Genomic DNA, 24,019 nt, shown 5'->3' with positions numbered 1-24,019 from the left:
GCGCCAGCCCCTTGCCCTCGCTCTCCTCGCGGTTCACAGCTGCACCTCGTCCTCATCCGCAGCCAGTACGTACTCCCGTTTCTCCCGCTGATCGCGTCGGACCACGCCCCCCGTGCCCCACTTCCCGCCCTCCCCCGGAACCAACAACTCGGCGATGTCCAGCACATGGTGGCCGGCCATCGCCGGTAGGCAGCTCCCCTTTGCCGGGCCGATCGCCGACGCCCAGTCGGGCGGGATCGAGGACGCGCCCCGGGTCGCGCCTGCCAGGGCGCCCGCCACCGCAGCCGTCGTATCCGCGTCCCGCCCCATGTTCACCGCCGTGAGGACCGATTCCGTGAAGTCGCCGTCCGCTGCCGCGTATGCGCCGAAGGCGAGGGCCACCGCCTCGGGGGCCAGGTCGGTCCAGGGGTAGCCGCCGATGACCACCGCGGAGCGGACCGCTCGTTCGCCTCGGTGGGCCACCGCCACCGCTCGGCGTAGGGAGCGGGCCGTCCAGGAGTCGTCGGGGACTACTGCCAGGGCTGACGCCACCACCGCGATCGTGGGGGCTCCCGCCATCGCCGCCGCCACGCCCGCCGCGACCGCCTGGCCGCCGTAGATGCCCTCGCCATCGTGGCTCACCGAGCCGTCGATCGCGACGAGGCGGGCCGCTTCCGCCGGGCGGCCTGCCGCGAAGACGCCGAAGGGGGCCGCGCGCATGGCCAGGCCGTCGCTCCAGGCGTGGCGGTGTTGTGCCGAGATGGGGGCGGCCAGGCCTCTGCGGAGGTTCTCCAGGGTGCCGCGTTCACTGAAGCCCGCTCCCCGGAACGGGCCCTCGTCGCGGTCCGCGATCCACTCGTGCCAGGCCGCCTCCACATGGGTCGGCGTGAGGGCCGAGCCGTGGCGGGCGAGGAGGAGGCCGGAGAAGATCGCGTACTCCGTGTCGTCCGTGCCGGCCGGGTTCTCCGCGACGTAGCCCGTGATGCGGCCCCAACGGGCGCGGATCTCCGAGGGCTTCATGTTCTCCGCCGGTGCGCCCAGGGCGTCTCCCACCGCCAGTCCGAGCAGCGCGCCGCGCGCCCGTTCGCGGAGTTCGGTGGCGTTCTTGGGCGCCGGGACCGGGGGAATGCAGGCGATCGATGCCATACGCGGCCTCTCCTACGGGGTTCCCTCAGGGCGCCTCAGGGCGCGGAACCCTTTGCGGATGTCTCCCACGGGAGGCCTTCGGCAGAGCCTGACGGAGCGCAGCGTCACCCGGTCGACATCTGAACAACCCCCGTCACGGATGAGCGTTCGAGGGTAAACCCGCAGGTTAGCCCAGCCTTTCCTTGCTGGAGGGCGGGAAATGAAAGGCGTATGTTGAGTGTTGTCGAAGAGTAGAACCTGTCCAAAGTTAGCCTAACCTTAGGCGATTGCCGCCTCCTGGGGGATCACCGCATGGCCATCATCGAGACCGAAGCGACGCTCCACGAGGCGCACCGCGACAACCACACCCACCGTGACGTGAACGGCGGTTGGCTGCGCCCCGCGGTGTTCGGTGCCATGGACGGTCTCGTCTCCAACCTCGCCCTGATGACCGGTGTCGTCGGCGGTGCTGTCAGTCATCAGACCGTCGTCATCACCGGGCTGGCCGGGCTCGCCGCCGGTGCCTTCTCCATGGCGGCCGGTGAGTACACCTCCGTCGCCTCCCAACGCGAGCTGGTCGAGGCCGAGTTGGAGGTCGAGCGGCGCGAGCTGCGCAAGCACCCGGAGGACGAGGAAGGGGAGCTCGCCTCTCTGTATGTGTCCCGTGGGGTCGAGCCCGCACTCGCCCGTGAAGTCGCCCGGCAGCTTTCGCGCGATCCCGAGCAGGCCCTGGAGATACATGCCCGCGAGGAGCTGGGGATCGACCCCGGTGATCTGCCCTCGCCGCTCGTCGCCTCCGTGTCCTCCTTCGGGGCGTTCGCGCTGGGCGCGCTGCTTCCCGTACTGCCCTTCCTGCTCGGGGCGACCGCGCTCTGGCCGGCGCTGCTGCTCGCGTTCGTCGGGTTGTTCGGGTGCGGTGCGGTGGTGGCCCGCGTGACCGCGCGGACCTGGTGGTTCAGCGGGCTGCGGCAGCTCGCGCTGGGCGGTGCGGCGGCCGGTGTGACGTACGCCCTGGGCACCCTGTTCGGAACGGTCGTAGGATAGCTCGGCGCGCACTTATGCGTTGGGTCGCATAAGTAGCCGTTACTCGCTGGTTTCGAACGCTTAACCACTGGGCATGAGCCGTAAGCGCTGTGGGCAATGACGCTCGCGGCGCACCCGCGGGATGGGCTACGACGCTCCCTCTGCCCTGGACCGACGGACATCGATCTGTCCGCTTTGGTCCCCTTCACCTTCACCGCTTGTGCGGTGCCGCGCCGCGACCCCGTGGCGTCCGCATGTTGGAACGGAGTATCCGGTTCCCGAGAACCGTTCCATCATGTAACCTGCACGAAATTTTGCGCTAACTCGCAGAGGGCCAACGTCGTCCCTATGCCCATGCATATGCCACGACGACGACGGGAGAGCCGATGCGTACGCCGCGCCAGCCGTCCCAGCACACCGCGAATGGCCAGAACTGGTCCTTCATGGATGCTCGCCCTGCCGCGCAGGGTATGTACGACCCCCGCAACGAGCACGACGCCTGTGGCGTCGGCTTCGTGGCCACCCTCACCGGCGAGGCGAGCCACGCGCTGGTCGAGCAGGCGCTCACCGTGCTGCGCAACCTGGAGCACCGCGGTGCGACAGGTGCCGAGCCCGACTCCGGCGACGGCGCGGGCATCCTGTCCCAGGTGCCGGACGCCTTCCTCCGCGAGGTGGCCGGATTCGACCTGCCCGCCGCCGGTGGATACGCGGTCGGCATCGCCTTCCTGCCCGAGGACGGCGCCGACGCGATCGTCTCGCAGGTTGAGACGATCGCCGTAGAAGAAGGCCTCACGGTGCTCGGGTGGCGTGAGGTTCCGACCGCGCCCGAACTCCTCGGTGCCACGGCCCGCTCCACCATGCCGCTCTTCCGTCAGCTCTTCGTGAGCGACGGGCAGAGCCAGGGCATCGACCTCGACCGCAAGGCCTTCGCGCTGCGCAAGCGCGCCGAGCGCGAGGCCGGCGTCTACTTCCCGTCGCTGTCCGCGCGGACCATCGTCTACAAGGGCATGCTCACCACCGGTCAGCTGGAGCCCTTCTTCCCGGACCTGTCCGACCGGCGCTTCGCCTCCGCGATCTCCCTCGTGCACTCCCGGTTCTCCACGAACACCTTCCCGTCGTGGCCGCTCGCCCACCCGTACCGCTTCGTCGCGCACAACGGCGAGATCAACACGGTCAAGGGCAACCGCAACTGGATGGCGGCCCGCGAGTCCCAGATCGCCTCCGACCTGTTCGGCGACCAGGAGAAGATCGACCGGATCTTCCCGATCTGCACGCCCGAGGCCTCCGACTCCGCGTCCTTCGACGAGGTGCTCGAACTGCTCCACCTCGGTGGGCGGTCGCTGCCGCACTCCGTGCTGATGATGATCCCGGAGGCGTGGGAGAACCACGACTCCATGGACCCGGCCCGCCGCGCCTTCTACCAGTTCCACGCCACGATGATGGAACCCTGGGACGGCCCGGCCTGTGTCACCTTCACCGACGGCACCCAGGTCGGCGCGGTCCTCGACCGCAACGGCCTGCGCCCCGGCCGGTACTGGGTCACCGACGAGGGCCTCGTCGTCCTCGGCTCCGAGGTCGGCGTCCTCGACATCGACCCCGCGAAGGTCGTCCGCAAGGGCCGCCTCCAGCCCGGCCGCATGTTCCTCGTGGACACCGCCGAGCACCGCATCATCGAGGACGACGAGATCAAGGCCGGCCTCGCCGCCGAGAAGCCGTACACCGACTGGCTCGAAGCCGGTGAGATCGAGCTGTCCGACCTGCCCGAGCGTGAGCACATCGTGCACACCCACGCCTCGGTCACCCGCCGCCAGCAGACCTTCGGCTACACCGAGGAGGAGCTGCGCGTCATCCTCGCGCCGATGGCCAAGGCCGGTGCCGAGCCCATCGGTTCGATGGGCACCGACTCGCCGATCGCCGCGCTGTCCGCCCGTCCGCGGCTGCTCTTCGACTACTTCACGCAGCTGTTCGCGCAGGTCACCAACCCGCCGCTGGACGCGATCAGGGAAGAGCTCGTGACCTCCCTGCGCTCGTCCCTCGGCCCGGCGAGCAACCTGCTGGAGCCGACGGCCGCATCCTGTCGTAGCGTCACCCTGCCCTTCCCGGTGATCGACAACGACGAGCTGGCCAAGCTCATCCACATCAACGCCGACGGCGACATGCCCGGCATGAAGGCCGCGACCCTCTCCGGCCTGTACCGGGTCTCCGGCGGCGGCGACTCCCTCGCCGCCCGCCTCGCCGAGATCTGCACCGAGGCCGACGCCGCGATCGAGAACGGCGCCCGCCTGATCGTCCTCTCGGACCGGCACTCCGACGCCGAACACGCGCCGATCCCCTCGCTGCTGCTCACCGCCGCCGTCCACCACCACCTCATCCGCACCAAGCAGCGCACCCAGGTGGGCCTGCTGGTGGAGGCCGGTGACGTCCGCGAGGTCCACCACGTCGCCCTGCTCATCGGCTTCGGCGCCGCGGCCGTCAACCCGTACCTCGCGATGGAGTCCGTCGAGGACCTCGTCCGCGCCGGCACGTTCCTCACCGACATCGAGGCCGAGCAGGCCATCCGCAACCTGATCTACGCGCTCGGCAAGGGCGTCCTCAAGGTCATGTCCAAGATGGGCATCTCGACCGTCGCCTCCTACCGGGGCGCCCAGGTCTTCGAAGCGGTCGGCCTGGACGAGCAGTTCGTCAACAGCTACTTCAGCGGTACGGCCACCAAGATCGGCGGCGTCGGCATCGACGTCATCGCCAAGGAGGTCGCCGCCCGGCACGCGAAGGCGTACCCCGCGAGCGGCATCGCGCCCGCGCACCGCGCCCTCGACATAGGCGGCGAGTACCAGTGGCGCCGCGAGGGCGAGCCGCACCTGTTCGACCCGGAGACGGTCTTCCGCCTCCAGCACTCGACGCGCACCAACCGCTACGACATCTTCAAGAAGTACACGGACCGCGTGAACGAGCAGTCCGAGCGGCTGATGACGCTGCGCGGCCTCTTCGGCTTCAAGTCGGACCGCCCGTCGATCTCCATCGACGAGGTCGAGCCCGTCTCCGAGATCGTCAAGCGCTTCTCCACCGGCGCCATGTCCTACGGCTCCATCTCCCTGGAGGCGCACGAGACGCTCGCCATCGCCATGAACCAGCTGGGCGGCAAGTCCAACACCGGTGAGGGCGGCGAGGACGCGGACCGGCTCTACGACCCGGCCCGGCGCAGCGCCATCAAGCAGGTCGCCTCCGGCCGCTTCGGCGTGACCTCCGAGTACCTGGTCAACGCGGACGACATCCAGATCAAGATGGCCCAGGGCGCCAAGCCCGGCGAGGGCGGCCAGCTGCCCGGCCACAAGGTCTACCCGTGGGTCGCGAAGACGCGTCACTCGACCCCCGGTGTCGGCCTCATCTCGCCGCCGCCGCACCACGACATCTACTCCATCGAAGACCTCGCCCAGCTGATCCACGACCTGAAGAACGCGAACCCGCAGGCGCGGATCCACGTGAAGCTGGTCTCGGAGGTCGGTGTCGGCACGGTCGCCGCGGGTGTGTCCAAGGCGCACGCGGACGTCGTCCTCATCTCCGGCCACGACGGCGGTACGGGCGCGTCCCCGCTCACGTCTCTCAAGCACGCCGGTGGACCTTGGGAGTTGGGGCTCGCCGAGACCCAACAGACCTTGCTGCTCAACGGACTTCGCGACCGGATCGTCGTCCAGACCGACGGTCAGCTGAAGACCGGCCGTGACGTCGTCATCGCCGCGCTGCTCGGCGCCGAGGAGTTCGGTTTCGCGACCGCGCCGCTCGTCGTCTCCGGCTGCGTCATGATGCGCGTCTGCCACCTCGACACCTGCCCGGTCGGCATCGCCACCCAGAACCCGGTGCTCCGCGACCGGTTCGCCGGCAAGGCCGAATACGTCGTGAACTTCTTCCAGTTCATCGCCGAAGAGGTCCGCGAGATCCTCGCCGAGCTGGGCTTCCGCACCATCGAGGAAGCCGTCGGCAAGGCGGGAACGCTGGATGTCGAGCGAGCCGTGGACCACTGGAAGGCGCAGGGCCTCGACCTGGCCCCCCTCTTCTACGTCCCCGAACTCCCGGACGGCGCAGCCCTCCACCAGGTCATCAAGCAGGACCACGGCCTGGAGAAGGCGCTCGACAACGAGCTGATCAAGCTCGCCGCCGACGCCCTGGCCGCGTCCAGCGCCACCGACGCCCAGCCGGTCCGCGCGCAGGTCGCGATCCGTAACATCAACCGCACGGTCGGCACGATGCTCGGCCACGAGGTGACGAAGAAGTTCGGCGGTGCGGGCCTGCCCGACGACACCATCGACATCACCTTCACCGGCAGCGCCGGCCAGTCCTTCGGCGCCTTCCTCCCGCGCGGTGTCACGCTGCGCCTGGAGGGCGACGCCAACGACTATGTCGGCAAGGGCCTTTCGGGCGGCCGGGTCATCGTCCGCCCCGACCGGGGCGCCGACCACCTCGCCGAGTTCTCCACCATCGCGGGCAACACCATCGCCTACGGCGCGACCGGCGGCGAACTGTTCCTGCGCGGTCGTACCGGCGAGCGGTTCTGTGTCCGCAACTCCGGTGCCACAGTGGTCTCCGAGGGTGTGGGCGACCACGGCTGCGAGTACATGACCGGCGGCCGGGCGGTCGTCCTGGGCGAGACCGGCCGCAACTTCGCGGCGGGCATGTCCGGCGGCATCGCCTACGTCATCGACCTGAACCCCGACAACGTCAACGTCGGAAACGCGGGCGCCGTAGGGGAGTTGGACGAGGACGACAAGCAGTGGCTGCACGACGTGGTGCGCCGGCACGCCGAGGAGACCGCCTCGACGGTCGCCGAGAAGCTGCTCGCCGAGTGGGCCGTCTCCGTGGACCGCTTCAGCAAGATCATCCCCAGTGCGTACAAGGCAGTGCTCGCCGCCAAGGACGCCGCCGAGCGAGCGGGTCTCTCCGAGACCGAGATCACCGAGAAGATGATGGAGGCGGCGATCAATGGCTGACCCGAAGGGCTTTCTGAACCACGGGCGCGAGGTCGCCACCTCCCGCCCCGTGGACGTCCGTCTCAAGGACTGGAACGAGGTCTACGTTCCCGGTTCGCTGCTGCCGATCATCGGCAAGCAGGCCAGCCGCTGCATGGACTGCGGTATCCCGTTCTGCCACAACGGCTGTCCGCTGGGGAACCTCATCCCCGAGTGGAACGACTACGCCTACCGCGAGGACTGGACGGCCGCGTCGGAGCGCCTCCACGCCACCAACAACTTCCCTGAGTTCACCGGGCGGTTGTGCCCCGCGCCGTGCGAGGCGGCCTGCGTGCTGGGCATCAACCAGCCGCCGGTCACCATCAAGAACGTCGAGGTCTCCATCATCGACAAGGCGTGGGAGACCGGCGACGTCGCCCCGCAGGCCCCCGAGCGCCTCTCCGGCAAGACCGTCGCGGTCATCGGCTCGGGCCCGGCGGGCCTCGCCGCCGCCCAGCAGCTCACCCGGGCCGGCCACACCGTCGCCGTCTACGAGCGCGCGGACCGCATCGGGGGCCTTCTCCGGTACGGCATCCCCGAGTTCAAGATGGAGAAGCGGCACATCAACCGCCGTATCGAGCAGATGCGCGCGGAGGGCACCCGCTTCCGCACCGGCATCGAGATCGGCCGCGACCTCAAGGCCACCGACCTCCGCAAGCGCTACGACGCGGTCGTCATCGCCGCCGGGTCCACGACCGCGCGTGATCTCCCCGTCCCCGGACGGGAGTTGACCGGCGTCTACCAGGCGATGGAGTACTTGCCCCTCTCGAACAAGGTCCAGGAAGGCGACTACGTCACCGCCCCGATCTCGGCCGAGGGCAAGCACGTCGTCGTCATCGGCGGCGGCGACACCGGCGCGGACTGTGTGGGTACGGCGCACCGCCAAGGGGCCGCCTCCGTCACGCAGTTGGAGATCATGCCCCGCCCGGGCGACGAGCGGAACGCGGTCGCGCAGCCCTGGCCGACCTTCCCGATGCTCTACAAGGTGACCTCCGCGCACGAGGAGGGCGGTGAGCGGGTCTACTCCGTCAACACCACCCACTTCGAGGGCGACGAGGACGGCAACGTCCAGTGGCTGCACCTCGTCGAGGTCGAGTTCGTCGCGGGCAAGCTGACCCAGAAGCCGGGCACGGAGCGCAAGATCCCCGCCCAACTGGTCACCCTGGCCATGGGGTTCACCGGCCCCGACCGCGAGAACGGCCTCGTCGACCAGTTCGCCCTGGGCCTCGACGAGCGCGGCAACATCGCCCGCGACGCCGACTTCCAGACCAACGTCCCCGGCGTCTTCGTCGCCGGTGACGCGGGCCGCGGCCAGTCCCTCATCGTCTGGGCGATCGCGGAGGGCCGCTCGGCCGCGCGCGGCGTCGACCGCTTCCTGACGGGCGTCAGCGAACTCCCGGCCCCGATCCGGCCGACGGACCGCCCGCTCATGGTCTGACGGTTCACGGTCTGACGGTTCATCAAAAGACGTCCGCACAAAGGCGTGCGGAGCACGAGACGGCGCCTGCCTTGTCCCCGACCGGACCCGGCAGGCGTCGCCGTATGTTCAGGGCACCTTGTACGTCTCGCCGTACACCTTCCACACCAGCGGTGTGTGGAGGCTGAGGTTCCCCTCCTCCAGGAACTTCCGCTGGGCCGTGTCGACGCGGGTGGTGTCGATGCCGGGGTGCTTGGCCCGCATGGTGGCGCGGCGGACGTCGAGGAAGGCGCTCAAGTAGGCCTTCTCGGAGCCGCCTTCGGCCGGGGTCTTCGCCTGCCGCATCGCGCGCTCCCGGATGCCGTAGAAGCCGTCCGTGCCGGGGCCGTGGAAGACGATCGCGTCGTAGTAGATGAACTGGCCGAGCGGGCCGAGGCCGTCGCGCTTGGCGGTGCTGACCGCCGGGTCGAAGTAGATGCGGTCGCGCTCCGCGTCCTGGGCAGCCTGGAAGGCGGGGACCTTCGCCTCGGCGCGCCACGCGGCCTGGAAGCCGGGGTCCAGGCCCTCGTGGGAGGCCGTGCCGTCGACCTTGCGCAGGGCGGGGAGGTAACGGGCGAGGCCGTTGCCGGGGTGGGCCGCGGTGTAGCGCTCGACCAGGACGAGCAGGTCGTGGGTGCCGGTGCAGAAGCCGATGATGCCCGCCGTGTAGCCCTGTCCGTCGCCGATGTCCTGGATGTAGGCGTACGCGCTGCGCCAGTCGAGGGTGGAGTTCTCGGCGCTGGCCACCAGCTCCTGGGCGAGGTTCTTCATGGCCGGCGCGGCCAGGCCCTCGGGTGCTCTGCGCTGGGTCGCGGCGGACGGGTGCGCGGACCGCGGGTCGGTGTGGGCGGTGGACGAGAAGCCGTAGGCCGTCGCGGCGATGGCGACGGGCACGGCGGCGAGCATCAGGACGCCGGCGCGTTTCATGGGGCCCAGCGTAAGTGCGGTTACGTCCCTTATTCCGGGGGTTGGGGGGACATTGCGAATGCCTGACCTCCGTGGCGTAACCTCGGTCCTTTCGCCGTGATCCGAAGGGAGCCCCTGTGGCCGCGATCTCTCTCAGCAAGGTCGAGGAGACCGCGCCCGCGCTGGTCAGCCTGTACAAGAGCGCCGGGGTCTCGCTGCGCAAGCACGGCCTGGACGGACAGCGGGCCGCCGTCTATCTCGTGGTCGACTACTCGGGCTCCATGAAGCCGTACTACAAGGACGGCAGCGTGCAGGCGCTCGCCGACCGGGTGTTGGGCCTGTCGGCACACCTCGACGACGACGGAACCGTGCCGGTCATATTCTTCTCGACCGACGTCGACGCCGTCACGGACATCGCCCTCGCCGACCACCAGGGGCGTATCGAGCGGATCGTGGCCGGGCTCGGGCACATGGGCAAGACCAGTTACCACCTGGCCATGGACGCTGTCATCGACCACTACCTCGACAGCGGCGCCAAGGATCCCGCCCTGGTCGTCTTCCAGACCGACGGCGGACCCATCAACAAGCTCGCCGCGGAACGGTACTTGTGCAAGGCGGCGAAGCTCCCGCTGTTCTGGCAGTTCGTCGGGTTCGGCGACGCGAAGAGCAAGCAGTTCGAATTCCTGCGCAAACTGGACGAGTTGGCGGTGCCGCAGAAGCGGGAGGTCGACAACGCGGGCTTCTTCCACGCCGGTTCGGATCCGCTGAGGATGTCCGACGCGGAGCTCTACGACCGGCTGGTGGGCGAGTTCCCGCAGTGGCTGGCGGCCGCACGGGAGCGGGGGTTCGTCCAGTGACCCGCGTCCTGCCCGCCTCGGCCCGAACTGCCGTGCCCTGGAAGAACGGTGGCGGTGTGACCCGCGAGATCGCCGCCTGGCCCGAGGGCGCGGGCATGGACGCCTTCGCGTGGCGGGTGAGCCTCGCCGAGGTCGCGGCGGACGGGCCGTTCTCGGCCTTTCCGGAGGTCGACCGCACCCTGACCGTCGTCGAGGGCGCCGGCATGGACCTCACCGTCGGCGGTGAACGGCACCTCGTCAACACCCGTTACGTTCCACGGGACTTCAGAGGCGACGTACCGACCGACTGTCGGCTGCTGGACGGGCCGGTCGTCAACCTCAACGTCATGTGGCGCCGGGGCGCGGGTCCTGCGGCAGCTTCTACGACGGGTTCTACGACCCCCACGGTCGCCGTGGTCCAAGGGCGGCTGCCCCTGCGCGCGGGCACCCTGGTGGTGGCGCTCGACGGCACCGCCGAGGTGGCCGGAACGACTCTTGGGCCGTACGACGCCGTGCAGTTGGGCGATGAGGAGGCGGTGCTGCACGCGCGGGGTCGTACCGCCGTGATCGGGCTGTCATTGCCTGCTGACGCACCGTTGGCTTAGCCCGGCCCCCGTGACACCCTGTGGGGTGATCCGGACGGGGAGGGCGACGAACGTATGGACGGCGCACGAACGGTGAACGGCACGGCAGGCGGTGCACGGCCGGCCGAGGCCGGAAAAGGGGAGAAGCTCGCCGACTGGGCGGACGGGCGGCTCGGGCTGTACGGGATCGCCAAGTCCAATATGCGCAAGGTCTTCCCGGACCACTGGTCCTTCATGTTGGGCGAGATCTGCCTCTACAGCTTCATCATCCTGATCCTCACCGGCATCTATCTCACCCTGTTCTTCGAACCCAGCGGCGTCGAGGTCATCTACCACGGTTCGTACGCGCCGTTGAACGGCATCCCGATGACCCGGGCCTTCGAGTCCACGCTCGACATCAGCTTCGACGTGCGCGGCGGGCTGCTGATCCGGCAGATCCACCACTGGGCGGCCGTCGTGTTCATCGCCGGCATGCTCATCCACATGATGCGGGTGTTCTTCACCGGCGCGTTCCGCAAGCCGCGCGAGATCAACTGGGTGTTCGGCTGGACCCTGTTGTTCCTCGGCATCATCACCGGACTGACCGGCTACTCGCTCCCCGACGACCTGCTGTCCGGCACCGGCATCCGCTTCGCGGACGGCGCGATCCTGTCCGTGCCCATCGTCGGCACGTACATGTCGATGTTCCTGTTCGGCGGGGAGTTCCCGGGGCACGACATCATCTCGCGGCTCTTCCCGGTCCATGTCCTGCTGCTGCCGGGGATCATGCTGGGCCTGGTGGTCGCGCACCTGATCCTGGTCTTCTACCACAAGCACACCATGTATCCCGGGCCCGGACACAACCAGAAGTCCGTGGTCGGCATGCCGTTCCTGCCCGTCTACATGGCCAAGGCGGGCGGCTTCTTCTTCCTCGTCTTCGGCGTCCTCGCGATCATGGGCGGGATCGCCAGCATCAACCCCGTGTGGGCCTTCGGACCGTACCGGCCGGACCTGGTGACGACCGGAGCCCAGCCCGACTGGTACCTCGGCTTCTCCGAGGGACTGATCCGGGTGATGCCGGGATGGGAGCTCAACGCCTGGGGCCACACACTGGAGTTGGGCGTCTTCATCCCCTTCACCCTCTTCCCGCTGATCCTCGCCGCCATCGGCGCCTACCCCTTCATCGAGGCCTGGATCACCGGCGACAAACGCGAACACCACATCCTGGACCGGCCGCGCAACATGCCCGTGCGCACCGGACTCGGGGTGGCCTGGCTGAGCCTGTACGCGGTGCTGCTGATCGGCGGCGGCAACGACGTCGTGGCCACGCATCTGAACCTGTCGATCAACGCGATCACCTGGTTCGTGCGGATCTCGTTCTTCGTGATGCCGGTGGCCGCCTTCATCGTCACCAAACGGGTCTGCATGGGACTCCAACGCCGGGACCGGGACAAGGTGTTGCACGGCCGCGAGTCAGGCCTCATCAAGATGCTGCCGCACGGCGAGTACGTCGAGGTCCACGAACCCCTCACCCCGGACGAGCGGTTCAGGCTCACCCAGCACGAACAGGAACCGCCGTACGCGATCGGCCCGCTCGTCGACACGAACGGCGTCGAGCGGCAGGTCAAGGGCGGACAGCGGGTACGGGCCCGCCTCGCCAAGGCGATGTTCGGGCCGGAGACACGGATCGCGAAGCCGACGGTGGAGGAGTACAAGGAACTCACGAGCGGCGACCACCACCACTGAAGCCACTGAGCACGGCGGCCCGGCACTCGCCCGGGCTGCCCCAACTCGCGCGCAGGGCACGGGCCTTGGTCAGCCACAGGGACAGGTCGTACTCGGCGGTGTAACCGATCGCACCGTGCAGTTGAAGCGCCGTACGGGCGGCCCTGTACGCCGCCTCGCACGCCGTGACCTTCGCCGCGGCCACGTCCGACTCCGTCATGGTGAGCGCGGCGCCGAAGAGCAGCGGGCGCGCGAACTCCAACGCGATCTTCACATCGGCCAGTTGATGCTTGACGGCCTGGAACGAGCCGATGGGAACCCCGAATTGGGTGCGCTGCTTGACGTAGGCCACGGTCCTGTCGAGCAACGCGAGCCCGACACCGAGAGCTTGGGCGGCGGTGGCGAGGCGGGCCCAGGTGAGGGCGTGGGCGACGGCGACGGTCACATGCGGGCCGACAGCGAGGAGTTCACCGCCGGTGGGGGTGGGGAAGAGGCGGCGGGCGGGGTCGAGGGACGCGTGCGGCCCGGCCGCCGAGGGCGCACGGCCGGGCGGGGGAGCGAGCCGCAACTCGGCCGCCGGGGGTGCGTCACCGGGCGGGAGCGCGTCACGGGGCGGGAGGGCGAGCCGCGACTCCGCCGCCGACCCGCCTGCCTCGGACGCCGACGCGCCTTCTCTGGACGCCGACCTGCCTCCTCCGGACGTCGACGTGTTTTCTCCGAACGTCGACTGGTCCGCCGCCTCAGCTTCTACGACCGGCTCTGCCGCGGCCTGTCCCATCGGGCCCCGTGCCGCCCTCGCCGCCCGGGCCGTCAGCCGTACGTCCGCGATGTCCGCGTCCAGCGCGTACCGCCCCGTCGCCAGCGTTGCCGTCGACTCGCCGGAGGCCAGTGCGGGCAACAGCCGCTTGGCCGGCGCGGAGTCGTCCAGGGCGGCCAGCAGCGTCGCCGCCGCGACCGTCTCGACCAGCGGCCCCGGAACCGCGTGCCGCCCCAACTCGACGAACGCCACGGCGAGTTCGACCGGCCGGGGTCCCAACCCCTCGTACGTCTCCGGCACCGCAAGCGCGAACACCCCGGCCCCGGCGATACGGCGCCACAGCGCCCGCCCGCTCGCATGCTCGCCGCGACTCCACGCCCGTACGACCGACGGAGTGTCCGCCGCCGGCAGCATCGCGTTCAACGAGTCGGCGAACGCCCGCTGTTCGGGGTCGAGGAGGAAGCGCATCAGCGGCGGCCCTTCGGCAGGCCGAGCAGGCGCTCGGCGATGATGTCGCGCTGGATCTCGTTCGTACCGGCGTAGATGGGGCCCGCGAGGGAGAAGACATAACCCTCGGCCCAGTCGGTGTCCGCCAACTCGCCCTCATCACCCAGCAGTTCGAGGGCCGTCTCGTGCAGCGCGATGTCGTACTCGGACCAGAAGACCTTGTTCAGGCTGGACTCCGGGCCGATGGACTCGCCGTCGAGGAAGCGGGAGGCGTTGGCGTAGGTGAAGAGCTGGTAGGCGCGGGCGCCGATCACGGCGTCGGCCACCTGGTCGCGCATCTCCTGCGAACTGCCTTGCGCCCGCCAGAGGTTGAGGAGGCGGTCGGCGGCGGCGAGGAAACGGCCGGGGGAGCGGAGAGTGAGCCCGCGTTCGTTGCCCGCGGTCGACATGGCGACCCGCCAGCCCTGGCCCGGCTCGCCGATGACGTCCTCGTCGGGGACGAACACCTCGTCCAGGAACAGCTCCGCGAACGCCGGTTTGCCGTCCAGACGGCCGATCGGGCGGACCGTGACGCCGGGCGCGCGCAGGTCGAACATCAGGTAGGTGAGGCCCTGATGGGGCTTCGGGGTGTCCGGCTCGCTGCGGAACAGGCCGAACGCGCGGTCCGCGAAGGCCGCCCGCGACGACCACGTCTTCTGGCCGCTCAGCAGCCAGCCCCCGCCGGTGCGCACCGCGCGCGAGGTGAGGGACGCGAGGTCGGATCCCGCCTCCGGTTCCGACCACGCCTGCGCCCACACCACCTCGCCGGTCGCCATCGAGGGCAGCACACGCGCGCGTTGCTCGCGCGTGCCGTGGTCGAAGAGGGTCGGGGCGAGCAGGTTGATGCCGTTCTGGCCGACCCGTCCCGGCGCGCCCGCCGCGTAGTACTCCTCCTCGAAGACCAGCCACCGCACGATGTCCACGCCCCGGCCGCCGTACTCCTCCGGCCAGGACACCACCGACCAACGGTCCGCTGCGAGTTGGGCCTCCCAGACGCGGTGCGCGGCGAAGCCGTCGGCCGTTTCCAGGGAGGGGAGCGGGACGGTCGGCACATGCGCGTGCAGCCAGGCGCGGGCCTCGGCACGGAACGCCTCCTGGCCGGGCGTGAAGTCCAGGTCCATTGACCGCCCATCCTTCCCTAACAAGTGTTTGGTAGGTTAGCGTGGCCGTATGACAGGCGTCGAGAGTCCGGCATACGTCCCCGGGCACGGGCTGCTGAAGGGGCGCACCGCCGTCGTCACCGCCGCCGCCGGCGCGGGCATCGGCGGGGCCACCGCGCGCCGCTTCCTGGAAGAGGGCGCGCGCGTGCTCATCAGCGACGCGCACACGCGACGGCTGAAGGAGTACGAGGCCGAGCTGGCCGGGGAGTTCGGGGCGGAGTCGGTCGCCGCGCTGCCGTGCGATGTCACCGACGAGGCGCAGGTGCAGGCTTTGTTCGACGCGGCCGTCGCCGCGCACGGACGCCTCGACGTCGTCGTCAACAACGCGGGCCTGGGCGGCACTTCGGACCTCGTCGACATGACCGACGAGCAGTGGTCGAAGGTGCTGGACGTGACCTTGAACGGCACGTTCCGGTGCACCCGGGCAGCCCTGCGCGCCATGCGCGGGAGCGGCGGCGGGGTGATCGTCAACAACGCCTCCGTCGTCGGCTGGCGCGCCCAGGCCGGGCAGGCGCACTACGCGGCGGCCAAGGCGGGCGTGATGGCGCTGACCCGGTGCGCGGCGATCGAGGCCGCCGAGTACGGGGTGCGGATCAACGCCGTGTCGCCGAGCCTCGCCATGCACCCGCACCTCGTGAAGGTGACGACGCCCGAGCTGCTGGCCGAACTCACCGCGCGCGAGGCCTTCGGGCGGTACGCGGAGCCCTGGGAGGTGGCCAACGTGATCGTGTTCCTGGCCTCGGACTACTCCTCGTACATGACCGGCGAGGTCGTCTCCGTGAGCAGTCAGCATGCGTAGCGGCGCGAGGGTGCGGGCGAGGGGCCGCGCGGGAGGCCGGGGCCGGGGCACGACAATGGGTCCGTGCCGACCAAGAAGAAACCCCCGGTGACCGCCGCTCCGGCCCGCCGCCGTGAACTCCTCGACACGGCGGCCGAGGTCTTCGCCGAGCAGGGGTACAACGCCACCACCGTACGGAAGATCGCCGACCACGCGGGCATGCTCGCGGGCAGCCTCTACTACCACTTCGACTCCAAGGAATCGATGCTGGAGGAGATCCTGCGGACCTTCCTCGACGAGCTGTGGAGCGGTTACGACACCGTCCTGGACGCCGAGTCGAGTCCGCGGGAGACGCTTGAGGCCCTGGTCACGGAGTCGTTCCGGGAGATCGACCGGCACCGCGCCGCCGTCGCGATCTACCAGAAGGAGAGCAAGCACCTGGTCGCGCAGGAGCGGTTCGCGTTCCTCGCCGAGTCGCAGCGCAAGTTCGAGAAGGCGTGGCTGTCCACGCTGGAGCGCGGGGTCGCCGCCCAGGTCTTCCGGGCCGACCTCGACGTCCGGCTCACCTACCGCTTCGTCCGCGACACGGTGTGGGTCGCCGCGTCCTGGTACCGGCCGGGCGGACAGCACAGCGCCGAGGAGATCGCCCGGCAGTACCTGTCGATGGTGCTGGACGGGATCGCCGTACGCACGTAACTCATGTGTCTGGATGGGGAGTTGGCATGGCCGAGGCCTACATCGTCGAAGCGGTCCGTACGCCCGTCGGGCGGCGCCGGGGAGGGCTGAGCGGGGTGCATCCGGCCGACCTCGGGGCGCATGTGCTCAAGGAACTGGTCGCGCGCTCGGGGATCGATCCCGCCGCCGTCGAGGACGTCGTCTTCGGGTGTCTGGACGCGGTGGGACCGCAGGCCGGGGACATCGCGCGGACCGCCTGGCTGGCCGCCGGGCTCCCCGAGGAGGTGCCGGGCGTGACGGTGGACCGGCAGTGCGGGTCCTCGCAGCAGGCCGTGCACTTCGCGGCGCAGGGCGTCCTGTCCGGCACCCAGGACCTCGTCGTCGCGGGCGGTGTCCAGAACATGTCCCTCATCCCCATCGCCTTCGCCTCCCGCCAGGCCGCCGAACCTCTCGGCCTCACGGACGGCCCCTTCGCGGGCAGCGAGGGCTGGCGCGCCCGCTACGGAACGCAGCCGGTGAACCAGTTCGCCGGGGCCGAGATGATCGCCGCGAAGTGGGGGATCAGCAGGCAGGACCAGGAGGAGTTCGCCCTCCGCTCGCACCGGCGTGCCCTGCGCGCGATCGACGAGGGCCGCTTCGAACGCGAGACGGTGGCCTACGGCGCGGTCACGGTCGACGAGGGCCCGCGCCGGGACACCTCGCTGGAGAAGATGGCCGGACTGAAACCGGTGGTCGACGGCGGCACCATCACCGCCGCGTGCTCCTCCCAGGTCTCCGACGGCGCGGCGGCGATGCTGCTCGCCTCGGAACGGGCGGTGCGGGAACACGGGTTGACGCCCCGCGCCCGCGTCCATCACCTCTCCGTCCGGGGCGAGGACCCGATCCGCATGCTCTCGGCCCCCATCCCGGCCACCGCCCACGCCCTGAAGAAGACCGGCCTCTCCATCGACGCCATCGACCTCGTCGAGATCAACGAGGCCTTCGCGCCGGTCGTCCTGGCCTGGCTGAAGGAGACGGGCGCGGACCCGGAGAAGGTCAACGTCAACGGCGGCGCGATCGCCCTCGGCCACCCCCTCGGCGCGACCGGCGTCAAGCTCATGACCACCCTCCTCCACGAACTGGAGCGCACCGGCGGCCGGTTCGGCCTCCAGACCATGTGCGAGGGCGGCGGCCAGGCGAACGTGACGATCATCGAACGGCTTTGATCGACGCGGGCCACGTCCTAGCTGCCTGTCCCTCCTCGGGGGCCCCTCCCCCCCCGCCCCCCTCCCCCTGCCCCCTGAGTTCAGGAGTCGGCCCGCACCAGCGTCCACAGCACCTCGTCGGCCTGCTTCATCACCCGCGCCACCAGCTCCGCACACGACGGTAGGTCCTCGATCACCCCGGCGACCTGCCCGGACGCCATCACCCCCAGATCTGTCCGCCCGTCCACCATCGACGCCTTCAGCAGCATCGGCGTGTTCGCGGCGAGCAGTATCTGGCTCCAGGTCAGCTCCTTGCCGTGCTTCATGGCGAGGCCGTCGCGGATCATCCGCCGCCAGGTCAGGCCGGACAGGCGGCGGAAGCCCGCTGCCCGGCGTACCGCCTGGAACAGGGTTCGCGTACGGCCGGAGTTCTCCAGGGCGTCGACCAGTTCCGTACGGAGCATGCGGTGGGGGAGGCCGTCGACCGCTCTCGTGACCGTGACGTCCTTGACCGTCGCGGCGAGATAGGCCGCCTTCACCGCGTCCGGGACCGTCGAGTCCGAGGTGAGGAGGAACCGGGTGCCCATGGCGACGCCCGCCGCCCCGTAGGCCAGCGCCGCGACCAGCCCCCGCCCGTCGAAGAAGCCGCCGGCTGCTACGACCGGTATGTCCACCGCGTCCACGACCTGCGGCAGCAGCACCGTCGTCGCCACCTCCCCGGTGTGGCCGCCCCCCTCCCCGCCCTGCACGATCACTGCGTCCGCGCCCCACGCCGCGACCTTCTCCGCATGTCGCCGCGCCCCGATCGACGGGATCACCACGACCCCCGCCTCCTTCAGCTCGGCGATCAGCCCGGCGGACGGCGCGAGCGCGAAGGACGCGACCCGTACGCCCTCTTCGATGATGATCCGCACCCGGTCGCCGGCGTCGGTCGCGTCCGCGCGCAGATTCACCCCGAACGGCTCCCGCGTACGGGACTTGACCTCGCGGACCGCGTCCCGGAGCCGGTCGGTGGTCATGGTCGCGGAGGCCAAGATGCCCAGCGCGCCCGCGTTCGCCGTGGCCGACACCAGACGGGGTCCCGCCACCCACCCCATGCCCGTCTGCACGATCGGATGCCGGACCCCGACCAGCCGCGTCAGCGCGGTCTCCATCACGAACTCACTTCTCTGAGCCGGGTGTCGGCCGGGTCGATCACTTCACGGATCAGCCGCAACTCGTCCGGGGTGGGTTCGCGGGTCGACGGCACCTCGTCCGGGACGACCAGTTCGAACCCCGTCGCCTCCCGCACCTGCTCCACACTCACCCCCGGATGCAGCGAGGCCAGCCGCATCGAGTGGTCGGGGGTCGCGAAGTCGAAGACGCCGAGGTCGGAGACGACCCGGGGGATGCGGTGGAAGCGGGCCGTCCCCGGGTGCTCGGCGATCCGGTCGTACCCCACCCCGCACACCATGTCGACCTTCTCCACGAACACCCGCGGGGAGTGCCGGGGTACCCAGTAACTCGTCGGATTGTTCAGCGTGTTGATCGGTGCTCCGCGCACCCCGAGCAACTGCCGTTTCGGCCGCGCCCAGTCGCCGATGCACGAGATGTTCTGGTTGCCGTACCGGTCGATCTGGCTCGCGCCCATCATCACGTGCCGCCGCCCACCGGACACCAGGGCCAGATGCTGCCGGTACGGCAACCAGCCCTCCGGCGTCCCGTCCGGGCGGACGAGCATCGCCTCGCCGTCGGTGAGCAGGAGATCCGGCGCGAAGGTGAGCCGGGCCAGCCGCGCGCCGACGGACGGGATGAAACCCATCGGGCTGGCCAGGATCTCCCCGGCGTCGCGCCACGCCTCCGCGCAGGCGATCACGCAGTACTCGGAACGCCGTACGTCCCTACGCGACACGTCCATCACCCTTGCTCCTCCTGCCAGTTCCGCACCGCCGACTCATAGGCCTGTTCGTCACCGGCCAGGAAGCGTTCGGAGAACTCCGCCCAGGGGGTGCTCGCGTACAGCCGCTGGACGTCCTCGTCCCTGCCGTAGTCGGGAGCGCATGAGGTGAAGTGGGCGCCGCCGGGGGCCTCGACGACTCCGGTCACGCTCAGCCGCTTGACGAGCAGGGACTGCGGCGGGGCCTCCTTCGTCAACTCGGCGGTGTCCACGATCCGTTCGCAGGAGAGGTAGGCCGCGTCCGCCGCCTCGCAGAACAGGTCGTCGAAGTAGGGATCCGGGCCCAGGTACTGGCCGTTGCCCAGCCGGTCGGCGCGGTTGACGTGGACCAGGGCCGCGTCCAGCCGCAGCGCGGGCATCGCGACGAACGTCTCCCCGTCTTCGTACGGCGAAGTCACCGTCCGCAGGCCGGGGTTGACCCGCATGACGTCCGAACCGATCCCCGCGCGCACCGGCAGGAACGGCAGCCGGTTCGCGGCGGCGCGCAGACCCCACATGAACATGCCCTCGTCGACCTCCGTCAGCTCGAAGGCCCCCCTCTCGCGTGCCGAGCGGTAGTGCGGTTCGAGGGGGACCGAGTCGAGCGTGACGAACGCGGCCACCAGCTTGCGGATACGGCCGGCCGCCGCGAGCATGCCGACGTCCGGGCCGCCGTAGGAGACGACGGTGAGGTCGGTGATGTCCGAGCGGAGCAACGCCCGTACCAGGGCCATGGGTTTGCGGCGCGAGCCCCAGCCGCCGATGCCGAGGGTCATGCCGCTGTGCAGCCGGGCGACGACCTCGTCGGCCGTCATCGTCTTGTCGCTCACCTAGGCCTCCTCTCTGTCCGATCTGTCCGACGTGCCGAAGGTGTCGCGGACCCGGTCGGCCACCCCGCTGACGTTGGCCTCGTAGGTGAAGCCCTGTTCGAAGCGGTAGCTGCGGCGGACGTCGACGGGGTCGATGCCGTTGATCGCGGACTTGGCGAGGCGGATCAGCTCGCCGTCCTTGGCGGCTATCTCGGCCGCCAACTCCAGCGCTGCGGGCAGGAGTTCGGCGCGCGGTACGACCCGCCACACCGAGCCGTGCGCGTGCAGCTCGGCCGCCGTCGCCGTGCGCGAGGTGTAGTACAGGGCGCGCATCAGGTGCTGGGGGACCAGCCGGGCCAGATGCGTGGCCGCACCCAGCGCGCCCCGGTCCAGCTCGGGCAGGCCGAAGGTGGCGTCCTCGCTCGCTACGATCACGTCCGCGTTGCCGACCAGCCCGATGCCCCCGCCGAGGCAGAACCCCTGCACGGCCGCGACGACCGGCACCTCGCACTCGTACACCGCCGCGAACGCCTCGAAACAGCCCCGGTTCACCCCGACCAGGGCCGACTGCCCCCGCGCCTGTATCTCCTTGATGTCCACGCCCGCGTTGAAGCCCCGCCCCTCGGCCGCCAGCACCACACAGCGGACGTCGGGGTCGCGCCCGGCCGCGCGCACGGCGTCGGCCAGGGCGAACCAGCCGTCCACCGGCAGCGCGTTCACCGGTGGGTAGTCGACCGTGACGACAGAAATCGCCTTTGTCGAGGTTGAGGTGGAGACACCCATGGACGCATCAGCTACCTTTCCACCAAACATTTGTTAGGTGCGAGGCTTCGAAGCTAGCAGCCGGAGAATCCGAGCGGGAGGCCCTGTGGATAACTCGTGCGACCAGTCACTCGCCGACAGAACCGTCCTCGTCACCGGCGGCACCCGAGGCGTCGGCGCCGGTATCGCACGGGCCTTCGTCGACGCCGGTGCCGAGGTGCTGACCTGCGCGCGCAGACCGCCCGAAGACCCGGTCAAGGGAACCGAGTTCAGGCCCCTCGACCTGCGCGACCCGGACGCCGTACGGGAGTTCTTCGCCGCGCTGCCCCGGCTCGACGTGCTCGTCAACAACGCGGGCGGCGCGCCGTACCGCCCACTCGTCGACGCGGAGGCCGAACGCCACGCGCGGATCATCGAGTTGAACCTCCTCGCCCCGCTCACCGCGTCCCTCGCCGCGTACGAACACCTCAAGCGGGCCAAGGGCTCGGTCGTGATGATCGGCAGCGTCAGCGGCAGCCGCCCCTCGCCCGGTTCGGCGGCGTACGGGGCGGCCAAGGCCGGACTGGAGAACCTGGCGCGTTCGATGGCGGTGGAGTGGGCGCCGGACATCCGCGTCAACACGCTCGTCGTCGGCATGGTCCGCACGGAGCTGTCCCACCTCCACTACGGCGGCGAGGACGCCATCGAGGCCGTCTCCCGAACCGTCCCGCTCGGCCGCCTCGCCGACCCCTCCGACATCGGCGCGGCGGCGGTCTTCCTGGCCTCCGACGCGGCCGCGTACATCAGCGGAGCGAGCCTTCTGGTCCATGGGGGCGGGGAGCGGCCGGCGTTCCTGGACGCGGCAACTGCCAACAAGGGGAAGCGAGTTGAAGGGTGATCGAGATGAGCGGAATCTGTGACGGGCGGGTCGTCGTCGTCACCGGCGCGGGCCGGGGTCTCGGCCGCGCCCACGCCCTCGCCTTCGCCGCCGAGGGCGCCCGGGTCGTCGTCAACGACCTCGGCGTCGGCCTCGACGGCACCCCGGACCCCGACAGTCCGGCTGCGCAGGTCGTCGCCGAGATCCGCGCGGCGGGCGGCGAGGCTGTGGCCCACGGTGGCGACATCGCCACGGCCGCAGGTGCCGCGTCCCTGGTGGCGAGCGCGCTGGAGACCTACGGCCGGCTCGACACCCTTGTGAACAACGCGGGTTACCTGCGCGACCGGATGCTCGTCAACCTCGACGAGGACGACTGGGACGCGGTGATGAGGGTTCATCTGAAGGGTCACTTCCTGCCCCTGAAACACGCGGCGGCGCACTGGCGTACGGAGGCGAAAGCGGGCCGTACCCCGGTCGCCCGCATCATCAACACCAGTAGCGGGGCAGGGTTGTTGGGCTCGGTCGGCCAGGGCAACTACAGCGCCGCCAAGGCCGGCATCATCGGCCTGACCCTGGTCGCGGCAGCCGAACTCGGCCGCTACGGAGTCCAGGTCAACGCGATCGCCCCCGCGGCACGGACCCGCATGACGGAGCACACCTTCGCGGAGACGATGACCGCGCCTGGCTCCGGGTTCGATGTGATGGCGCCGGAGAACGTGTCGCCGTTGGTGGTGTGGTTGGGGTCCGGGGCCAGTGCTGGGGTTACCGGGCGGGTTTTCGAGGCCGAGGGTGGGCGGATCACTGTCATGGAGGGGTGGCGGGCGGGGCCCAGTGTGGACAAGGGGGAGCGGTGGGGTGTGGGGGAGGTGGGGGAGACGGTGCTGAAGTTGTTGGGGGAGGCGGGGGTGCCGGGGGCGGTGTACGGGGCGTAGGGGAAGGGTTGTACGTCCACCTCTTGGCCAACCGAGACGGGCGGCGGGTGGGCATAGGCCCGGGGGCTGGGGGCGGAGCCCCCAGGGCGCCCGCTCCAACACCGTTCACCTGAAAGGGACTTACGTGTCGCACTCCAACACCGTCCGGCACAGAGAACACCTCGCCCGTACCCGCCCCCGCACCGGCACCCGGATCCGCTGATGACAGGTGGGGCAAGGAAACGACACCCGCAAGCTGCCACCCCGGTCCCCGCTGAAGGCGTACGGCACGCCTGACTGAGAACCCGGCCCGGGGGCGTGCCGCCGGTCTTGGGCGTACCGGCGTCGCCCCGCCCACCCCGCCGCGGTCAACGGAGGCTGCTGTTCGTCACGCCGGGCCTGCGCCATGCCCTTGACGTACGCCGTGTAGGCCTGCGGGCTGGTGAACCACACGGAGGGGTCCTCGCCGAAGACCAGGGCACGTTTCGCGAGGACGTACCCGAACTCCTCCGGCGTGAGATAGCCGAGCTTCTGCGAGGACGCCGAGTCCTCCCGGTACGCGTCCAGCAGCAGCCACCCCGCGCCCAGATACGTCGCCGCCGTGTCCGTGAGGATCTCGTTCTCGCGGGTGCCGGGGAAGGACAGGTCGAGGCGGTGCAGATAGACGTGCATGACCTCGTGCGCGAGAGCCGCGCCGATGTCCCGCCTGTGCGTGCGGAACCGGTCGTTCAACTCGATGAAGTACTCGGGCCCGGCGGTGAGTTCGACGTTCGCGGCATGGGTCATCTCGCGGAAGCTGATGATCGGCCGGGCGTCCGGGAGCCGGTAGTGCCGGACCATCTCGCGGGCCACCCGCTGCGCGCCCATGTGCAGGTCGTCCGTGTCGCCGAACGCCACGTCGACGGGGGCCACGCTGGTCGCGAACGTCTGGACGGTGTCGTAGGACAACCGCTTGTAGAGCGCGGTGATGGCGTCCCGCACCGTATCGAGGTGCGGGTAGCCGTGCTCGACCGGTCCGTCGTCCGCCACGTCCACAACCCCCAGAGACGCCCTGAACCCGCATCCACTGTATGCCGGTGCGCAGGAATGCACGCCCCTGAAATCCTCCTGACA

The 24,019-nt window shown here is 70.2% G+C and carries 20 protein-coding genes; 11 read left to right on the top strand and 9 right to left on the bottom strand.

The features are described from left to right. Nucleotides 1–33: 33 nt before the first annotated feature. Nucleotides 34–1,125 carry an ADP-ribosylglycohydrolase family protein gene (locus OG496_RS17580; protein ID WP_405971528.1) on the bottom strand — a complete coding sequence of 364 codons (1,092 nt, stop codon included), beginning with the start codon at nt 1,123–1,125 and terminating at the stop codon, nt 34–36. A 291-nt stretch (nt 1,126–1,416) separates the two neighbouring features. Here OG496_RS17580 and OG496_RS17575 point away from each other — a divergent pair, with 291 nt between their 5' ends. From OG496_RS17575 to OG496_RS17565, 3 genes are all read left to right on the top strand, one after another. Continuing rightward, a complete protein-coding gene (locus tag OG496_RS17575; RefSeq protein ID WP_405971527.1) occupies nt 1,417–2,148 on the top strand; it encodes a VIT1/CCC1 transporter family protein in 732 nt (243 codons plus the stop codon). Between the two features lie 365 nt (nt 2,149–2,513). Continuing rightward, the gene (gene gltB / locus OG496_RS17570; protein ID WP_366494093.1) at nt 2,514–7,109 is read left to right on the top strand and encodes a glutamate synthase large subunit; all 4,596 of its coding nucleotides are present in this window, start codon (nt 2,514–2,516) and stop codon (nt 7,107–7,109) included. Next, nucleotides 7,102–8,565, top strand: a complete 1,464-nt coding sequence (locus OG496_RS17565; RefSeq protein ID WP_366494094.1) for a glutamate synthase subunit beta — start codon at nt 7,102–7,104, stop codon at nt 8,563–8,565. The genes gltB and OG496_RS17565 overlap by 8 nt, the downstream gene beginning before the upstream one ends. 108 nt (nt 8,566–8,673) lie before the next feature. Here OG496_RS17565 and OG496_RS17560 read toward each other — a convergent pair whose 3' ends face one another. Then, nucleotides 8,674–9,510: a chitosanase gene (locus tag OG496_RS17560; protein ID WP_405971526.1), complete on the bottom strand. Its 837-nt coding sequence runs from the start codon at nt 9,508–9,510 to the stop codon at nt 8,674–8,676. A 116-nt stretch (nt 9,511–9,626) separates the two neighbouring features. Between OG496_RS17560 and OG496_RS17555 the strand changes: the two genes are divergently transcribed. Genes OG496_RS17555 through OG496_RS17545 form a run of 3 tightly spaced genes read left to right on the top strand, consistent with a single transcriptional unit; the run spans nt 9,627 to nt 12,634 of the window. Continuing rightward, entirely contained in the window at nt 9,627–10,346 is a 720-nt protein-coding gene (locus tag OG496_RS17555; RefSeq protein ID WP_405971525.1) for a vWA domain-containing protein, read from the top strand. Then, the gene (locus OG496_RS17550) at nt 10,343–10,930 is read left to right on the top strand and encodes a HutD family protein (protein WP_405971524.1); all 588 of its coding nucleotides are present in this window, start codon (nt 10,343–10,345) and stop codon (nt 10,928–10,930) included. Before OG496_RS17555 ends, OG496_RS17550 begins: the two co-directional genes overlap by 4 nt. Nucleotides 10,931–10,984: 54 nt before the next feature. Then, nucleotides 10,985–12,634, top strand: coding sequence for a cytochrome bc complex cytochrome b subunit (locus OG496_RS17545; protein WP_366494097.1), 1,650 nt, complete (start codon nt 10,985–10,987; stop codon nt 12,632–12,634). Here OG496_RS17545 and OG496_RS17540 read toward each other — a convergent pair. Both OG496_RS17540 and OG496_RS17535 read right to left on the bottom strand, forming a co-directional pair. Beyond that, the gene (locus OG496_RS17540; RefSeq protein ID WP_405971523.1) at nt 12,609–13,838 is read right to left on the bottom strand and encodes an acyl-CoA dehydrogenase family protein; all 1,230 of its coding nucleotides are present in this window, start codon (nt 13,836–13,838) and stop codon (nt 12,609–12,611) included. The two genes, OG496_RS17545 and OG496_RS17540, sit on opposite strands and share 26 nt — an antisense overlap. After that, complete coding sequence (locus tag OG496_RS17535; protein ID WP_405971522.1) at nt 13,838–14,977, bottom strand: acyl-CoA dehydrogenase family protein; 1,140 nt, start codon at nt 14,975–14,977, stop codon at nt 13,838–13,840. The genes OG496_RS17540 and OG496_RS17535 overlap by 1 nt, the downstream gene beginning before the upstream one ends. Before the next feature lie 49 nt (nt 14,978–15,026). Here OG496_RS17535 and OG496_RS17530 point away from each other — a divergent pair, with 49 nt between their 5' ends. From OG496_RS17530 to OG496_RS17520, 3 genes are all read left to right on the top strand, one after another. After that, nucleotides 15,027–15,815: an SDR family oxidoreductase gene (locus tag OG496_RS17530; protein ID WP_405971521.1), complete on the top strand. Its 789-nt coding sequence runs from the start codon at nt 15,027–15,029 to the stop codon at nt 15,813–15,815. A 63-nt stretch (nt 15,816–15,878) separates the two neighbouring features. Beyond that, nucleotides 15,879–16,490 (top strand): TetR/AcrR family transcriptional regulator, encoded by a 612-nt coding sequence (locus OG496_RS17525; protein WP_366494101.1) that lies wholly within the window; start codon nt 15,879–15,881, stop codon nt 16,488–16,490. A 26-nt stretch (nt 16,491–16,516) separates the two neighbouring features. Beyond that, entirely contained in the window at nt 16,517–17,674 is a 1,158-nt protein-coding gene (locus tag OG496_RS17520) for an acetyl-CoA C-acetyltransferase (RefSeq protein WP_405971520.1), read from the top strand. Between the two features lie 80 nt (nt 17,675–17,754). Here the strand turns inward: OG496_RS17520 and OG496_RS17515 are convergent, their stop codons facing one another. From OG496_RS17515 to OG496_RS17500, 4 genes are read right to left on the bottom strand one after another with little or no spacing between them, the layout of a single operon-like run. Continuing rightward, the gene (locus tag OG496_RS17515) at nt 17,755–18,807 is read right to left on the bottom strand and encodes an NAD(P)H-dependent flavin oxidoreductase (RefSeq protein ID WP_405976640.1); all 1,053 of its coding nucleotides are present in this window, start codon (nt 18,805–18,807) and stop codon (nt 17,755–17,757) included. Further along, nucleotides 18,807–19,550, bottom strand: a complete 744-nt coding sequence (locus OG496_RS17510) for a CoA-transferase subunit beta (protein ID WP_405971519.1) — start codon at nt 19,548–19,550, stop codon at nt 18,807–18,809. The genes OG496_RS17515 and OG496_RS17510 overlap by 1 nt, the downstream gene beginning before the upstream one ends. Beyond that, the gene (locus tag OG496_RS17505; protein ID WP_405971518.1) at nt 19,550–20,398 is read right to left on the bottom strand and encodes a CoA transferase subunit A; all 849 of its coding nucleotides are present in this window, start codon (nt 20,396–20,398) and stop codon (nt 19,550–19,552) included. Before OG496_RS17505 ends, OG496_RS17510 begins: the two co-directional genes overlap by 1 nt. Beyond that, a complete protein-coding gene (locus OG496_RS17500) occupies nt 20,399–21,160 on the bottom strand; it encodes an enoyl-CoA hydratase family protein (RefSeq protein ID WP_399394488.1) in 762 nt (253 codons plus the stop codon). Nucleotides 21,161–21,245: 85 nt separating this feature from the next. On the opposite strand from OG496_RS17500, the gene OG496_RS17495 reads away from it, so the two are divergent. Then, nucleotides 21,246–22,016 (top strand): SDR family oxidoreductase, encoded by a 771-nt coding sequence (locus OG496_RS17495; RefSeq protein WP_405971517.1) that lies wholly within the window; start codon nt 21,246–21,248, stop codon nt 22,014–22,016. A 5-nt stretch (nt 22,017–22,021) separates the two neighbouring features. Further along, a complete protein-coding gene (locus tag OG496_RS17490) occupies nt 22,022–22,927 on the top strand; it encodes an SDR family oxidoreductase (RefSeq protein ID WP_405971516.1) in 906 nt (301 codons plus the stop codon). 120 nt (nt 22,928–23,047) lie between these two features. Here the strand turns inward: OG496_RS17490 and OG496_RS17485 are convergent, their stop codons facing one another. Next, nucleotides 23,048–23,935 (bottom strand): hypothetical protein, encoded by an 888-nt coding sequence (locus OG496_RS17485; RefSeq protein ID WP_405971515.1) that lies wholly within the window; start codon nt 23,933–23,935, stop codon nt 23,048–23,050. Nucleotides 23,936–24,019: the final 84 nt, after the last annotated feature.

It is taken from the genome of Streptomyces sp. NBC_00988 (assembly GCF_045162645.1).
Lineage (GTDB): Bacteria > Actinomycetota > Actinomycetes > Streptomycetales > Streptomycetaceae > Streptomyces.
The sequence above is the reverse complement of the archived record's forward strand: the minus strand, read 5'-3'. Positions and strand labels throughout refer to the sequence as shown.

Excerpts from the sequence above, each read along its gene's own strand:
- OG496_RS17560 (WP_405971526.1), bottom strand. The coding sequence starts at position 9,510 with ATGAAACGCGCCGGCGTCCTGATGCTCGCCGCCGTGCCCGTCGCCATC.
- OG496_RS17500 (WP_399394488.1), bottom strand. The coding sequence starts at position 21,160 with ATGGGTGTCTCCACCTCAACCTCGACAAAGGCGATTTCTGTCGTCACG.
- OG496_RS17575 (WP_405971527.1), top strand. The coding sequence starts at position 1,417 with ATGGCCATCATCGAGACCGAAGCGACGCTCCACGAGGCGCACCGCGAC.
- OG496_RS17565 (WP_366494094.1), top strand. The coding sequence starts at position 7,102 with ATGGCTGACCCGAAGGGCTTTCTGAACCACGGGCGCGAGGTCGCCACC.
- OG496_RS17490 (WP_405971516.1), top strand. The coding sequence starts at position 22,022 with ATGAGCGGAATCTGTGACGGGCGGGTCGTCGTCGTCACCGGCGCGGGC.
- OG496_RS17520 (WP_405971520.1), top strand. The coding sequence starts at position 16,517 with ATGGCCGAGGCCTACATCGTCGAAGCGGTCCGTACGCCCGTCGGGCGG.
- OG496_RS17580 (WP_405971528.1), bottom strand. The coding sequence starts at position 1,125 with ATGGCATCGATCGCCTGCATTCCCCCGGTCCCGGCGCCCAAGAACGCC.
- OG496_RS17545 (WP_366494097.1), top strand. The coding sequence starts at position 10,985 with ATGGACGGCGCACGAACGGTGAACGGCACGGCAGGCGGTGCACGGCCG.
- OG496_RS17515 (WP_405976640.1), bottom strand. The coding sequence starts at position 18,807 with ATGGAGACCGCGCTGACGCGGCTGGTCGGGGTCCGGCATCCGATCGTG.
- gltB (WP_366494093.1), top strand. The coding sequence starts at position 2,514 with ATGCGTACGCCGCGCCAGCCGTCCCAGCACACCGCGAATGGCCAGAAC.
- OG496_RS17535 (WP_405971522.1), bottom strand. The coding sequence starts at position 14,977 with ATGGACCTGGACTTCACGCCCGGCCAGGAGGCGTTCCGTGCCGAGGCC.
- OG496_RS17530 (WP_405971521.1), top strand. The coding sequence starts at position 15,027 with ATGACAGGCGTCGAGAGTCCGGCATACGTCCCCGGGCACGGGCTGCTG.
- OG496_RS17510 (WP_405971519.1), bottom strand. The coding sequence starts at position 19,550 with ATGGACGTGTCGCGTAGGGACGTACGGCGTTCCGAGTACTGCGTGATC.
- OG496_RS17540 (WP_405971523.1), bottom strand. The coding sequence starts at position 13,838 with ATGCGCTTCCTCCTCGACCCCGAACAGCGGGCGTTCGCCGACTCGTTG.